General features: G+C 69.5%; 12 protein-coding genes. All 12 read left to right on the forward strand.

Annotated features, from left to right (window positions below; translation table 11 throughout):
• Positions 1-11: 11 nt before the first annotated feature.
• The 12 genes from HEB94_RS22695 to HEB94_RS53675 all read left to right on the forward strand — a co-directional run bounded on the left by HEB94_RS22695 (position 12) and on the right by HEB94_RS53675 (position 14,290).
• Positions 12-4,910: an NAD-glutamate dehydrogenase gene (locus HEB94_RS22695; RefSeq protein WP_192751759.1), complete on the forward strand. Its 4,899-nt coding sequence runs from the start codon at positions 12-14 to the stop codon at positions 4,908-4,910.
• Positions 4,911-5,094: 184 nt separating this feature from the next.
• Entirely contained in the window at positions 5,095-6,333 is a 1,239-nt protein-coding gene (locus tag HEB94_RS22700) for a TadA family conjugal transfer-associated ATPase (RefSeq protein ID WP_192751760.1), read from the forward strand.
• Entirely contained in the window at positions 6,333-7,196 is an 864-nt protein-coding gene (locus HEB94_RS22705; protein WP_192751761.1) for a type II secretion system F family protein, read from the forward strand. Before HEB94_RS22700 ends, HEB94_RS22705 begins: the two co-directional genes overlap by 1 nt.
• Positions 7,193-8,131: a type II secretion system F family protein gene (locus HEB94_RS22710; RefSeq protein ID WP_192751762.1), complete on the forward strand. Its 939-nt coding sequence runs from the start codon at positions 7,193-7,195 to the stop codon at positions 8,129-8,131. The genes HEB94_RS22705 and HEB94_RS22710 overlap by 4 nt, the downstream gene beginning before the upstream one ends.
• Before the next feature lie 13 nt (positions 8,132-8,144).
• On the forward strand, positions 8,145-8,360 hold the full coding sequence (locus HEB94_RS22715) for a hypothetical protein (protein WP_192751763.1): 216 nt from the start codon (positions 8,145-8,147) through the stop codon (positions 8,358-8,360).
• Positions 8,360-8,767, forward strand: coding sequence for a TadE/TadG family type IV pilus assembly protein (locus HEB94_RS22720; protein ID WP_192751764.1), 408 nt, complete (start codon positions 8,360-8,362; stop codon positions 8,765-8,767). The genes HEB94_RS22715 and HEB94_RS22720 overlap by 1 nt, the downstream gene beginning before the upstream one ends.
• On the forward strand, positions 8,764-9,237 hold the full coding sequence (locus tag HEB94_RS22725) for a hypothetical protein (RefSeq protein ID WP_192751765.1): 474 nt from the start codon (positions 8,764-8,766) through the stop codon (positions 9,235-9,237). The genes HEB94_RS22720 and HEB94_RS22725 overlap by 4 nt, the downstream gene beginning before the upstream one ends.
• A 7-nt stretch (positions 9,238-9,244) precedes the next feature.
• Positions 9,245-9,814, forward strand: coding sequence for a pilus assembly protein TadG-related protein (locus tag HEB94_RS22730; RefSeq protein WP_192751766.1), 570 nt, complete (start codon positions 9,245-9,247; stop codon positions 9,812-9,814).
• 111 nt (positions 9,815-9,925) lie between these two features.
• On the forward strand, positions 9,926-11,035 hold the full coding sequence (gene prfB / locus HEB94_RS22735; protein ID WP_192751767.1) for a peptide chain release factor 2: 1,110 nt from the start codon (positions 9,926-9,928) through the stop codon (positions 11,033-11,035).
• Positions 11,036-11,212: 177 nt separating this feature from the next.
• Positions 11,213-11,902, forward strand: coding sequence for a cell division ATP-binding protein FtsE (gene ftsE, locus HEB94_RS22740; protein WP_192751768.1), 690 nt, complete (start codon positions 11,213-11,215; stop codon positions 11,900-11,902).
• 44 nt (positions 11,903-11,946) lie between these two features.
• Complete coding sequence (ftsX, locus tag HEB94_RS22745) at positions 11,947-12,846, forward strand: permease-like cell division protein FtsX (protein ID WP_192751769.1); 900 nt, start codon at positions 11,947-11,949, stop codon at positions 12,844-12,846.
• Between the two features lie 49 nt (positions 12,847-12,895).
• Complete coding sequence (locus tag HEB94_RS53675) at positions 12,896-14,290, forward strand: peptidoglycan DD-metalloendopeptidase family protein (protein ID WP_192751770.1); 1,395 nt, start codon at positions 12,896-12,898, stop codon at positions 14,288-14,290.
• Positions 14,291-14,350: the final 60 nt, after the last annotated feature.

Here is a 14,350-nt window from a genome sequence, read left to right on the forward strand (position 1 = left end):
AGGGCGTGTTGATGACCGTCACTGGCAGCAAGTGGGACGACGCGAAAGACGCGATCCTCGCCGATGCAGCCAAAGTGGCCGAACACAGTCGCTCGGCCGGGGCGCTTCCGGTGGATCAGGTCGAGAAGCTTCTCCGCGCCTACTACCGGCACGTGTCCGCCGAGGACCTCCTCCACCGGGATCCCGTCGACGTCTACGGCGCCGCTCGCAGCCAGTACCGCCTCGCCCTCAACCGGCTACCGGGCACCGCCTCGGTCAACGTCTTCACCCCGACGGTGGAGGAGCACGGCTGGTCCTGCAGTCACACCATCGTCGAGGTCGTCACCGACGACATGCCCTTCCTCGTCGACTCGGTGACGATGGAGCTCTCCCGGCAGGATCGGGGCATCCACCTCGTCGTCCACCCGCAGTTGACGGTGCGGCGCGACATCACGGGCGCACTCCTCGCCGTCGAGGGGGCCTACGACGGTCGTCCGGTGGCCTCGCCCGACCGCAGGCCCGCGCCGGACACGCTCCAGGAGTCCTGGATTCACGTCGAGATCGACCGGGAGACCGACCCCGACGACCTCGTCCAGATCGAGGCCGACCTGCGGCGGGTCCTGAGCGACGTCCGGGAGTCGGTGGAGGACTACGAGAAGCTGCGCGCCCGCGCCCGCGAGGTTGTGGACGAGCTCGCCAGCGCACCGCCGCCACTCACCGAGCAGGAGATCTCCGACGCCCGCGAGCTCCTGAGCTGGTTGGCCGACGACCACTTCACCTTCCTCGGCTACCGCGAGTACACCCTGCACGACACCTCCGACGGTGACTCCGAGTTGCGGGCCGTGCCGGGCAGGGGGCTCGGCATCCTGCGGTCGGACCCCCGGTCCTCCCGGTCCTTCCGCCAGATGCCGCCGGAGGTGCGACAGAAGGCGCGTGAGGAGAAGCTGCTGATCCTCACCAAGGCCAACTCCCGATCCACGGTGCACCGGCCCGCCTACCTCGACTACATCGGCATCAAGATGTTCGACGAGGCGGGCAGGGTGGCCGGCGAACGCCGCTTCCTCGGGCTGTTCACCTCCGCCGCCTACACCCAGAGCATCCGCAACATCCCGGTGCTGCGGGCCAAGTCGGAGGAGGTGCTCGCGCGCTCGGGCTTCTCGCCCGACTCCCACTCGGGCAAGGTCCTCTTCGACATCATGGAGACCTACCCGCGCGACGAGCTGTTCCAGGTCTCCGCGGAGGAGCTGCTGCCGACCCTGATGGCGGTGCTCTACCTGCAGGAGCGGCGCCAACTGCGCCTGTTCGTACGCCGGGACGACTACGGCCGCTACCTGTCCTGCCTCGTCTACCTGCCGCGAGACCGCTTCTCGACCGACATCCGGCTGAAGATCCAGGACATCCTGATGGCGGCCTACGGCGGGGAGACGATCGACTTCACCCTCCGGCTCTCGGAGTCGGTGCTCGCGCGACTGCACTTCGTGGTCCGGATGCCGCGCCGCGCGTCCATCCCGGACGTCGACGTCGCCGAACTCGAACAACAGTTGGCGCAGGCCACCCGCACCTGGTCCGACGAGTTCGCCGACGCCCTCGGCGAGCAGGTCGGTGAGGCGGAGGCGGCGCGGCTCTTCCACCGCTACGCCGAGGCGTTCCCCGCCGCCTACCGCGACGACTTCCCCGCCCGGGTCGGAGTCGCCGACCTGCTCCGCCTGGAGGAGCTCCCGGGCGAGGGTGGTCTCGGCCTGTCGCTCTACGAGCCCGTCGACGCCGCGCCGGACGAGCGCCGGTTCAAGATCTACCGGACGGGCTCGAGCCTGTCGCTGTCCGACGTCCTTCCCCGGCTCAGCCGGATGGGCGTCGAGGTGACCGACGAGCGGCCCTACGAGATCGAGGCCGCCGACCACACCCGCGCCTGGATCTACGACTTCGGGCTCGTCTACGGAGGGTCGGTCGGCGCGCCGCAGGCCTCCATCCGGCAGCTGTTCCAGGACGGCTTCGCCGCCGTCTGGTCGGGCCGGGCCGAAAGCGACGGCTTCAACGCGTTGATGCTGCGCGCCGGGCTCGACTGGCGGCAGGCGAGCGTGCTGCGGGCCTACGCGAAGTACATGCGCCAGTCGGGTTCGACGTTCAGCCAGAACTACATCGAGGACGCCCTCACCGCCAACGTCGACCTCGCCCGGCTGCTCGTGCACCTGTTCGAGACGAGGTTCGACCCGCGCTCCGGATACGATCCGGCGACCAGGGAACGCCGATCCGCCGACGTGATCCGGCAGATCGAGACCGCTCTGGACGACGTGGTCAGCCTCGACCACGACCGCATCCTCCGGTCCCTGCTCAACCTCGTCCGGACCACGCTGCGCACCAACTACTTCCAGCACGACTCCGACGGCGAGCCGAAGTCCTACATCTCCTTCAAGCTCGATCCACGCTCCAACCCGGAGCTGCCCGAGCCACGGCCGCAGTACGAGATCTGGGTCTACTCACCGCGGGTGGAGGGCGTGCACCTGCGCTTCGGGCCGGTCGCGCGCGGCGGGTTGCGCTGGTCGGACCGGCGGGAGGACTTCCGGACCGAGGTGCTCGGCCTCGCGAAGGCGCAGATGGTGAAGAACACCGTGATCGTGCCGGTCGGCGCCAAGGGCGGGTTCTTCTGCAAGCAACTGCCCGACCCGGGTGACCGGGAGGCCTGGATGGCCGAGGGGAAGGCCTCCTACCGCGTCTTCATCAGCGGGCTTCTCGACGTCACCGACAACCTCCGCCGCGGCGAGATCGTCCCGCCGCCCGACGTCGTACGCCACGACGGCGACGACGCCTACCTCGTGGTCGCGGCGGACAAGGGCACGGCGTCCTTCTCCGACATCGCCAACGACGTGGCGAAGTCCTACGGCTTCTGGCTCGGCGACGCGTTCGCCTCCGGCGGCTCCGACGGCTACGACCACAAGGCGATGGGCATCACCGCCCGGGGTGCCTGGGAGACGATCAAGCGGCACTTCCGCGAGATGGGCCGGGACTGCCTCAACGACGACTTCACCTGCGTGGGCATCGGCGACATGTCCGGCGACGTGTTCGGCAACGGCATGCTCGTGTCGCGGCGTACCCGCCTGGTCGCCGCCTTCGACCACCGGCACATCTTCCTCGACCCCGACCCCGACCCGGAGACCTCCTACGCCGAGCGTGCCCGGCTGTTCGAGCTCCCGCGCTCCAGCTGGGCCGACTACAAGCGCGAGCTGATCAGCTCCGGCGGCGGTGTCTACCGGCGTACGGCGAAGTCGATCCCGCTCAGCGACGAGGTGCGCTCCGCGCTCGGCATCGCGCGCAACGTCACCGCGCTCACCCCGAACGAGCTGATCAAGGCGATCCTCACCGCGCCGGTCGACCTGCTCTGGAACGGCGGTATCGGCACCTACGTCAAGGCGTCCAGTGAGTCCCAGGCCGAGGTCGGCGACAAGGCCAACGACGGCGTACGCGTCAACGGCCGGCAACTGCGCGCCGCCTCGGTGGGGGAGGGCGGCAACCTCGGCCTGACCCAGCTGGGCCGGATCGAGTACGCCCAGCAGGGCGGGCGGATCACCACCGACTTCATCGACAACTCCGCCGGCGTCGACACCTCCGACCACGAGGTCAACATCAAGATCCTGCTCGACCGGCTGGTGCAGGAAGGTGACCTGACCGGCAAGCAGCGCAACGAGCTGTTGATCGGGATGACCGACGAGGTGGCCCAGCTCGTCCTCGACGACAACTACCAGCAGAACGTCGCGCTGCAGAACGCCGAGGCGGGCGCGCCCGCCCTGATGCACGTGCACGCCGACTGGGTACGCCGGTTGGAGCGGCTCGGCCTGATCGACCGGGGCCTTGAGTTCCTGCCCAGCCCGAAGCAGTTCCGCGATCGCCAGGCCCAGGGTGCCGGGCTCACCGCACCCGAGCTCGCCGTGTTGTTCGCCTACACCAAGATCGTGCTGGCCAAGGAGCTGCTCGGCACCTCGCTGCCGGACGACCCCTACCTCGACGCCGAGCTGGTCGCCTACTTCCCGACGCCGATGCGGGAGCGCTACCAGGCGCAGATGCGCAACCACCCGCTCCGCCGGGAGATCATCACGACCCAGGTGGTCAACCGGATGGTCAACATGGCCGGGATGACCTTCTACCCGCGCCTCTCCCTCGAGACCGGAGCGCCCGCGGAGGAGCTCACCCGGGCGCACGTGGCCGCCCGCGCCGTCTTCGGCGTCGACGAGGTGTTCGCCATGGTCGAGCGGCTCGACCACTCGATCGACGCGGGTGTGCAGGTCCGGATGCGCCTCGAGGCGCGGACGATCGCCGAGCGGGCGAGTCGGTGGTTCGTCCAGAACCGCCGGGCCCCGATCGATGTCGCCGCCACCATCGACTTCTTCGCGGGCGGGATGCACCAGTTGATGGAGGCGCTGCCCGACGTTCTCACCGGCCGCGAACAGACCCTCTTCGAGGGACGCCTGAACGCCATCCAGGACGCCGGTGTACCCGAGGAGCTCGCCACCAGGGTCGCCGCGCTGGCCCCCGCCTACGCCGGGCTCGGCATCGTGGAGACGGCCCAGCGCACCGGTGTCGACCTGATCGAGGTCGCCCGCGTCCACTTCACCCTGGGTGAACGCCTCGAACTCGGCCGACTGCTCGAACGAATCCTCGCGCTCCCGCGTCAGGACCGGTGGCAGACCACGGCCCGGGCCACGCTGCGCGACGACCTGCACAACGTGCACGCACAGCTCACCCTCGACGCCCTGACGACCAGCCCGAAGGACGCCTCCGCGGCCGAGCGGGTGGCCGCCTGGGAGGAGCGGGACAGCGCGCTGGTGAGCCGGACCCGCGCCACCCTCGGCGAGATCGTCGAAGGTGAGGTGGCCGACCTCGCGCGGCTGTCGGTGGGGCTGCGGGTCGTACGCCGGTTGCTGCCCACCGCCAGCTGACCTCGCACCACCTGACACCGGCCCTCGAGGACCACCGGAGGTGCCGCCTCGTCGGCCCGCCTCGGGCCTGTGGACAGCCGCTCGCGGGTTCTGGGCAGCCATGCAACAATCCACGGGCGACATGTGGTGAAAAGGGTCCGATAGAGGGTGCCGAGGTGCGAGCTCCGCGGGGTGCAGGGAAGACATGAGTGCGGTCGACATCATCGACTCCGAGGTCCGCGAGACCGTCCGTCGCGAAGGGCTCGACCCGCTCAAGGAGCCGAGCGCCATTCGGCGCATCATCGACCAGGTCATCCTCCGCTACGACGAACGCACGCTTGTCGCGACGCTGCCTCCACTCGGTGACCAACGCGAGGTGGCTCGCGAGGTCTTCAACGCGATCGCGGGGTTCGGCCCCCTGCAGAAATACCTCGACGACCCCACGATCGAGGAGATCTGGATCAACGAGCCGTCCAAGGTGTTCATCGCCCGCAACGGCCGCAGTGAGCTCACCACCACCGTCCTGACCGGCGACGAGGTGCGCGACCTCGTCGAACGCATGCTCAAGACCACCGGCCGCCGGATCGACTTCTCCACGCCGTTCGTCGACGCGATGTTGCCCGACGGGAGCCGGTTGCACGTCGTCATCCCCGACATCACCCGCACCCACTGGGCCGTCAACATCCGTAAGTTCGTCGTCCGCGCCACCCACCTCGAGGACCTCGTGGCACTGGGGACGATCAGCACGCAGGGTGCCCACTTCCTCGAGGCGTGCATCGTGGCCGGTCTCAACGTCCTGGTCGCGGGCGGCACGCAGGCGGGCAAGACCACGTTGCTCAACTGTCTCGCGGCCGCCGTCCCCCCGCGGGAGCGCATCATCAGCTGCGAGGAGGTCTTCGAGCTGAAGGTCCCGCTGCCTGACTGGGTGCCGTTGCAGACTCGGCAGTCCAACCTCGAGGGCACCGGCGAGATCCGGCTCCGCAACCTCGTCAAGGAGGCCCTGCGGATGCGGCCGAGCCGCATCATCGTCGGTGAGGTCCGGGCCGAGGAGTGTCTCGACCTGCTCATCGCCCTCAACTCCGGACTCCCGGGGATGTGCACGATCCACGCCAACTCCGCCCGCGAGGCGATCACCAAGATGTGCACCCTGCCGCTGCTCGCGGGTGAGAACATCGGCTCCCGGTTCGTCGTACCGACCGTGGCGGGAGCGGTCGACATCGTGGTCCACACCCAGCTCATCGAGAGCGGTCGACGTCGCGTCCGGGAGATCTGCGCCGTGCCCGGCCGGGTCGAGGGCGACGTCGTCGAGCTGGAGCCGATCTTCGTGCTCCGCGGCGACCGCCTCGTCCGCGCCGACGGCTACCCGCCGCACCCGGACCGCTTCGAGCGGATCGGCTACGACCTCGCCCGCCTGCTCGCTCCGCGGTTCGAAGGGGTCGCCTGATGGGAATCCTCCTCGGCCTGATGCTGGGCCTCGGCCTGGTCCTCATCATCAGGTCGTTCATGAAGCCCACGCCGAAGAAGACGACCCGGTCCGGGCCGACGCTTCGGGAGCGCCTCGAGGACCTGCTCGCGCAGGCCGGCATCGAGGCGGTGACTCCGGGTCAGCTCCTCGGTGCCTGTGTCGGCGTCGGTGTGTTCGTGTTCCTCGTGATGTTCGTCATCTCCGGCGCCGGACCGGTCGCCCTGGCCTTCGGGGCGTTCGCCGCCTACGCTCCGCTCGCGTTGGTTCGCTACCGCGCGAGGTCTCGTCGCCAGGAGTTGCGGGAGCTGTGGCCGGACGTCGTCGACAACCTCGCCTCCAGCGTCCGGGCTGGTCTGTCCCTGCCGGAGGCGCTCACCCAGATCGGGGTCCGTGGCCCGGAGGCGCTGCGCCGGCCGTTCCAGCGCTTCGCCGAGGACTACCGTGCGACCGGCCGCTTCAACGAGTGCCTCGACCGACTCAAGCGCAACCTGGCCGACCCGGTGGGCGACCGCATCGTGGAGTCGCTGCGGATCGCCCGCGAGGTGGGTGGAAGCGACCTGGGCCGGCTGCTGCGCACGCTGTCCTCGTTCCTGCGTGACGACGTGCGCACCCGCTCGGAGCTGGAGGCCCGGCAGTCCTGGACCGTCAACGGCGCCCGGCTGGGCGTGGCGGCGCCGTGGATGGTGCTCGGCCTGATGTCGTTCCAGCGCGACATCATCGCGCGTTACAACACTCCGCTCGGGTTCGTCGTCCTGCTCATCGGCGCGGGCCTGTGCGTCGTCGCCTACCGCCTGATGCTGCGCATCGGTCGGCTTCCCGAGGAGCAGAGAGTGCTGCGATGACCTTCAGCTGGTACGGCGCGCTGCTCGGACTCCTCGTCGGGCTCGGGCTGACCATGGCGATCTTCCGGCTGCCGGTGCTCCGGCGTCCGAAGCTCGACGACCGGCTCGCGCCCTACATTCGAGAGGCCTCCGACCGGCGGGTCTACGACCTGTCCGACCGAACCTTCACGCCGTTCCCCACCCTCGAACGCATTCTGCGGCCCTACCTCCGCAGCGGCGGGAGCATGCTCGAGCGGGTCCTCGGCGGCGGTGTGGTGATCCGGCGGCGACTCCAGCAGGCCGGTCTCGACATGGCCGTCGAGGAGTTCCGGGTCGAGCAGCTCATCTGGGGTGCGATCGGTTTCGCCGGTGCGCTCGCGGCCTCGCTGCTGCTCCTGGTGAGCCGTGGCACCAACCCGATCCCGTTGCTGATCCTGTGCGTCGCGGCGTTCGTCATCGGGGTCCTGTTGCGTGATCGCCGCCTCGTCGAGCAGGTCAAGAAGCGCGAGGTCCGGATGATGGCCGAGTTCCCGACGGTGGCCGACATGCTCGCGCTGTCGGTGACCGCGGGGGAGGGCCCGGTCGCGGCACTCGAGCGGGTCGCCAACGTCAGCAAGGGCGAGCTCGCGCGGGAGTTCCGGTTCGCGCTGTCGGAGGCGCGCACCGGCATGACCCTGGTTCAGGCGCTGGAGAGCGTGGGCGACCGGACCAACGTCGCGATCCTCGCCCGGTTCGTGGACGGAATCGCGATCGCGGTCGAGCGTGGAACCCCCCTGGCCGACGTCCTCCGGGCCCAGGCGGCCGACGTGCGGGAGGCTGGCAAGCGCGAGTTGATCGAAGCTGGTGGCAAGAAGGAGATCGGGATGATGGTCCCGATTGTGTTTCTTGTCCTACCTGTGACCGTATTGTTTGCATTCTTCCCGGGTGCCATCGGGCTGCAGATGATCTCGCCGTGAGAGAGGACCAATGATGAACGCCGTAACGAGGGACTTGTCCGAGGCGGTCGCGCGGCTCCACGTCCGGTTGCTCACCGGCGGCCGGGACCGCGGCGACATGGTGGGCTGGATCCTCATCACCGTGATGACCGCCGCCCTGATCGCCGTCCTGTGGGCGGTCCTCGGGCCGCAGCTGCAGGACCTGCTCGAGGAAGCTCTGAACAAGGCCAAGGGGAGCGTTCCCGGCTGATGAGCGGGCGGGGCGACGGCGCACGAGATCGCGAACGAGGCTCGGCACCGGTCGAGTTCGTTCTTGTCCTGATCGTCCTGTTGCCGCTCTTCCTGGGGGTCCTGCAGGTCGGGCTCTTCCTTCACGTCCGCAACACACTCACGGCGTGCGCACATGAAGGGGCCCGGCAGGCCGCCAACTACGACGGCACCCCTGACGAGGGGGTCGCGGTGACGAAGGACTGCATCACCGGCTCGTTGTCCGCCGGCATGGCCGGCGGAGTCGCACCGGGCGCGGCAAGTGCGGGAGGACAGGAGTTGGTGGTGATGCGGGTCCAGGCGAAGATGCCGGCCATGGGCCTGTGGGGCCCGACCTTCGACTTCACGGTGTCAGGTCACGCCGTGAAGGAACCCGACCCGGTGCCATGATCCGCGCCGTACGGTCGTGGTCGACCCTCCTGCGCCAGCGTCTGACCGGTGGAGGCGAGGAGGGCAACGCCATCGTGGAGTTCTGCACGATGGGCATCCTCTTCCTGATCCCGCTGGTCTACATCATGCTCGCAGTCTTCGACGTCCAACGGGCCGCGTACGGCGTCTCCGCGGCCGCCCGCGACGCCGGGCGCGCCTTCGTGCTGGCACCCAGCGTCGGTGACGCGGAGGTCCGGGCCCGCGAGGCGGCGACGATCGCGCTCGCCGACCAGGGGCTGGAGCTGCAGGGATTCACCGTCGCCTGTGAGAACGGCGGCTGCCTGCAGGCCGGCTCCTCCGTCGTCGTGACGGTCGCCTACACCGTCCCGCTGCCGTTCGTCCCCGACGCCATCGGCGGACCACTGGCCTCCGTCCCGGTCAGCAGCACCCATCGCACCCCCTACGGCGACTACCGAGAGTCGAAGGGGTGACGAGACGATGCGCGAGCTGAGCGACCCGACGGCGGTCGAGGGTATGGCGGGCGTGCGACCGGACCCGACGGCACCGGCAAGCCCGATGGCACCGGCAAGCCCGATGGCACCGGCGAACCCGAAGGCACCGCCGCGTAGGGCCCGGCGTCGTCCCGACGAGAGCGGCACGATCCTGCCGCTGATCATCGGCTTCGGCATCATCGTCATGCTGCTGTGCGCGGTCGTGTTCGACTCGGCCCAGGCCTTCGTCTACCGCCGCGGGCTCAGCGCCATCGCCGACGGCGCCGCCCTCGCGGCGACCAACGGCATCGACAAGGCGGCGATCTACTCCGGAGGGGTCGAGGACCACGTCCTGCTGAGTCAGGAAATGGCCCAGGAGGAGGTCGCCAACTACGTCGCCCAGGGCGGATACGACTCGGTCCAGTGTGGCGTGACCGCGCTGAACGCCGCCGAGGTCACCGTGACCTGCGACGGCGAGGTGGTGCTCCCGATCGCCAACGCGATCTCCGGCGGCCAGGCCTCCCTCGGGATCAGGGTCCAGGCCAACGCCGAGACGTTCGCCGTCCAGGGGCCCTGAGCGCCGGCCCGCCGGGCCGGCTGGCAGGAATGTCTGTTCCGTACCATCTGAATCCGCAAGGAGACAGTCCGCGAAATATCTGATGGCGCGACCCGCGTAGGCTTGGGCACCGTGGCTGGACCCGACTTCGACGCAGAACTCAAGGCTCTCGACTCGACGCTGCGCAGCATCGAGACGGTGCTCGACCTCGACCGACTCCGCAAGGAGATCGCCGAGCTGAGCGAGCAGGCGGCTGCGCCCAACCTGTGGGACGACCAGGCCAACGCGCAGCGGATCACGAGCCGGCTCAGCGGGCGCCAGGCTGACCTGGACCGGGTGACCAGCCTGCGGTCGCGGCTCGACGACCTCGGGGTGCTGGTCGAGCTGGCGGAGGCGGAGAACGACGCGGCCACCCTCGCCGAGGCCGAACGCGAGCTCACGGACGTGCGCAGGTCGATCGAGGCGCTCGAGGTGCGCACGCTGCTCTCCGGCGACTACGACGCCCGGGAGGCGCTGGTCACCATCCGCGCCGGCGCGGGCGGGGTCGACGCGGCCGACTTCGCCGACATGCTGATGCGGATGTACCTCCGCTGGGCGGAGCGGCACAAGTACTCCAGCGAGGTCTACGACACCTCCTACGCCGAGGAGGCCGGCATCAAGTCGGCGACCTTCGCGGTGAAGGCTCCCTACGCCTACGGCACCCTCTCCGTCGAACAGGGCACCCACCGGCTGGTGCGGATCTCGCCGTTCGACAACCAGGGCCGCCGGCAGACCTCGTTCGCCGGCGTCGAGGTGGTTCCGGTCGTCGAGCAGTCCGACGACGTGGACATCCCCGAGGACGAGCTCCGCATCGACGTCTACCGCTCCTCCGGCCCGGGTGGCCAGGGCGTCAACACGACCGACTCGGCGGTCCGCATCACCCACCTGCCGACCGGAGTCGTCGTCGCCTGCCAGAACGAACGCAGCCAGCTGCAGAACCGCGCCACCGCCATGGGCATCCTCAAGGCGAAGCTGCTGGTCCTGCGCCAGGCGGAGGAGCAGGCGAAGATCGACGACCTGCGCGGCAACGTCACGAGCTCCTGGGGCGACCAGATGCGCTCCTACGTCCTGCACCCCTACCAGATGGTCAAGGACCTGCGTACCGAGCAGGAGACCGGCAACCCGCAGGCGGTGTTCGACGGCGAGATCGACGACTTCATCGAGGCCGGCATCCGCTGGCGGCGCACCCACGCCAGCCAGTAGCGACCCGCGGGCACCCCGCCGCCCTGGCGACGCCATAGGTGCAGAGGGTGATATTTACGCTCTCATGGGGAGTCGGGCGCTTGGCGTGGATTGGCGTCGTACACTCAACGACTGGCCGATCCATGCCGGCGTCCGCGCAAGATGCCCGGTGCCCCGACCGAGGTCAGGAAGCATGCCGTGATCCGCTTCGAGAACGTCAGCAAGGTCTACGACGGACAGACCCGGCCCGCGCTCGCCGAGCTGTCCATCGAGGTCGACAAGGGCGAGTTCGTGTTCCTGGTGGGCACCTCGGGCTCGGGCAAGTCGACCTTCCTCAAGCTCGCGCTGCGTGAGCTGCAGCCCTCGCGAGGCCGGGTGTTCGTGGCCGGTAGGGAGCTCAACCGGCTGTCCTCCTGGAAGGTGCCCCGGCTGCGCCGTCAGATCGGCACGGTCTTCCAGGACTTCCGGTTGCTGCCCAACAAGACGATCTTCGAGAACGTCGCGTTCGCGCTGCAGGTCATCGGCCGGCCCCGGACCCTGATCGCCAAGGAGGTCCCGGCCGTGCTCGAGCTGGTCGGCCTCGACGGCAAGGAGGGCCGGATGCCAGACGAGCTCTCAGGTGGCGAGCAGCAGCGGGTCGCGATCGCCCGCGCGTTCGTCAACCGCCCGAAGATCCTGATCGCCGACGAGCCGACCGGAAACCTCGACCCGTCGACCTCGGTCGGGATCATGAAGCTGCTGGACCGGATCAACCGCACCGGCACCACCGTCATCATGGCCACCCACGACGCCAACATCGTCGACCAGATGCGCAAGCGGGTCATCGAGCTCGAGGGCGGCAAGCTCGTCCGTGACCAGTCCCGCGGCGTCTACGGCTACCAGAGCTAGGCCGGGCCGCCGCCCGACGTCACGCACTCGACCCCTAGGACACCATGCAGATCAGATACGCCTTCTCCGAACTCGGCACCGGACTACGCCGCAACGTCACGATGACGGTGGCGGTGATCGTCACCGTCTGGATCTCGCTCGTCCTCTTCGGGCTGGGCATGCTCATCCGCTCCGAGGTCGGGATCGTCAAGGGCTTCTGGTACGACAAGGTGGAGATCGCGGTCTTCATGTGCAACGGCGTCTCGTCCGCGCCGCAGTGCGCCGACGGTGCCGTGAGCGCCGGGCAGCGAGGCGACATCCAACAGGCGCTGGAGTCCAACCCCGAGGTGCGCAAGATCTTCCACGAGACCCAGCAGCAGGCCTTCGCGCGCTACCAGGAGATCTACAAGGACGCGGCCACCGCGAAGGTCGTCGAGGCGAAGGACCTGCCCGAGTCGTTCCGGGTGAGCCTGAAGAACCCCGAGGACTACCAGGGCGTCGTCTCGGCCGTCCAGGGCCTGCCCGGCGTGTTCAGCGTCCAGGACTCCCGCCAGTTGCTCGAGCCGCTGTTCAAGGGACTCAACGGCCTGCAGTGGATCTCGATCGGGCTCGCCGGCGGCCTGCTCGTCGCGGCGGTCCTGCAGATCGGCAACACGATCCGGCTCACGGTGTTCAGCCGCAGACGTGAGATAGGCATCATGCGCTTGGTCGGGGCGTCGAACTTCTACATCCAGTTGCCCTTCATCGTGGAGAGCGTGGTCGCCGCGCTCGTAGGCGCCGCGCTGGCCTGCGGAACGCTGGCGTTCACTCCGCTGCTGACGGCCAGGCTCCGCACCGACATCCGGGCCATCCCGTGGATCGGCTGGGACGAGACGCTCACCACGATGCCGATCCTGTTCGGACTTGGGGCGCTTCTGGCGATCCTGGCTTCTTTTGCGACGCTGAGGAAGTATCTGACGGTCTGATGGGTATCTCCCACTCTCGTGAGGTAGTTCGCGAGAGAAGGGGAGACCTGTGGTCCGACACCTTCGCCTCGCCCGGGTCTCGGGCGAGTCCCAGCAGACCGCGCAGGCACCGGATGCCGCGGGTCGGAGTCCCGACCGGCCGCCCGCTCGGCGTCGAAGGCGGGGCCGCGGCCTCCTGGCTCGACCCAGGGTGGCGGGCTCGCTCGTCTGCGCCGGTCTCGCGATCGCGCTGACCGCGACGCTCGGCCCCGGCCTGCCACGCGCGCAGGCCGATCCGGAGGAGGACAAGCGGCGGGTCGAGGACCAGCTCGACGGCGCGAGACACGACCTGGACGAGTCGTCCGCCGGACTGCGCGCGGCGACGCAAGCCGTCTCCGCGGCCGAGGGCCGCCTGCGGACCGCCCGCGACCGGCTCGCCGTGGTCCGCGGCCAACTCACGGCCGCCAGGGCCAGGGACGCCGCGGTGGCGGCTGACCTGGAGCGGGCGCGGGCGGCGGTGAGGAGTAGCCGGTCGGCGGTCAGCCGCGCCGACGGGCAGGTACGCGTTCAGCGGCAGGAGATCGGGGCGTTCGCCAGCGCGACGTACCGGAACAGCGGTCTCGACGAGATCGCCGCGATCCTGCGGAGCGAGACGACCGGTGAGCTGCTGGGTCGGTTCCAGCTGGTGCGCAGCGTCGCGGATTCGCAGAAGTCGGCGCTGGACGGACTGAACGCCGCTCGGGCGCGCTCGGTGGCCGAACGCGACGTCTTGGCCACGGCCGAGGAGGAGGTCGCGCGCCAGCGTCAGGCCGCGGCCGCCCACCTGAGCCGGGCGCGCGCCCTGGCCGACCAGGCTCGGGCGGCGGCCACCTCGATCCAGCGGCTCGTCGCCGAACGCAGGTCGGCGCAGATGGCCGCCACCCGCGCGCGGGCAGACGATCTGCGCCGTTACCAGCAGCTGGTGGCCGAACGGGCCCGGATCCAGGCGATGCTGAAGGTACTCGCCTGCCGGGAGGCGGAGGAGGAGCGTCGACGCCGCGGCGGTGGCGGCGGCGGTGGCGGCGGTGGTGACGGCAGGCTGTCCCGACCGCTGGAGGCGCGGATCACCTCGCCGTACGGCATGCGTTTCCACCCGATCCTGCACCGCTGGAAGCTGCACGACGGGACCGACTTCGGGGCCTCGTGCGGAACCCCGATCCGCGCGGCCGCGGCCGGCCGGGTGGTCGCGCGCTACTACAACAGCGGGTACGGCAACCGCGTGCTCGTCTCCCACGGACGGATGGGTGGGGCGTCCATCGTGACGGCGTACAACCACATGTCGTCCTACGCCGTGCGCAAAGGCGACCAGGTGAGCAAGGGCGAGGTCGTGGGCTACGTCGGCACGACGGGCTACTCGACCGGCTGCCACCTGCACTTCATGGTCTATCGCAACGGCGCCACGACAGATCCGATGAAGTGGCTCTGAGGCCGCGAAAGAACGGCGTTTCCGGACGTTCCGGGCGGCCAGGGGGCGGGTGCGCCATAA

This window comes from Actinopolymorpha pittospori (genome assembly GCF_014873875.1).
In the GTDB taxonomy this organism is placed as follows: Bacteria; Actinomycetota; Actinomycetes; order Propionibacteriales; family Actinopolymorphaceae; genus Actinopolymorpha; species Actinopolymorpha pittospori.

What these genes read in the sequence shown, in the direction of transcription:
- HEB94_RS22695 (WP_192751759.1), top strand. Translation starts at nt 12, where the DNA reads ATGACCGTCACTGGCAGCAAGTGGGACGACGCGAAAGACGCGATCCTC.
- HEB94_RS22700 (WP_192751760.1), top strand. Translation starts at nt 5,095, where the DNA reads ATGAGTGCGGTCGACATCATCGACTCCGAGGTCCGCGAGACCGTCCGT.
- HEB94_RS22705 (WP_192751761.1), top strand. Translation starts at nt 6,333, where the DNA reads ATGGGAATCCTCCTCGGCCTGATGCTGGGCCTCGGCCTGGTCCTCATC.
- HEB94_RS22710 (WP_192751762.1), top strand. Translation starts at nt 7,193, where the DNA reads ATGACCTTCAGCTGGTACGGCGCGCTGCTCGGACTCCTCGTCGGGCTC.
- HEB94_RS22715 (WP_192751763.1), top strand. Translation starts at nt 8,145, where the DNA reads ATGAACGCCGTAACGAGGGACTTGTCCGAGGCGGTCGCGCGGCTCCAC.
- HEB94_RS22720 (WP_192751764.1), top strand. Translation starts at nt 8,360, where the DNA reads ATGAGCGGGCGGGGCGACGGCGCACGAGATCGCGAACGAGGCTCGGCA.
- HEB94_RS22725 (WP_192751765.1), top strand. Translation starts at nt 8,764, where the DNA reads ATGATCCGCGCCGTACGGTCGTGGTCGACCCTCCTGCGCCAGCGTCTG.
- HEB94_RS22730 (WP_192751766.1), top strand. Translation starts at nt 9,245, where the DNA reads ATGCGCGAGCTGAGCGACCCGACGGCGGTCGAGGGTATGGCGGGCGTG.
- ftsX (WP_192751769.1), top strand. Translation starts at nt 11,947, where the DNA reads ATGCAGATCAGATACGCCTTCTCCGAACTCGGCACCGGACTACGCCGC.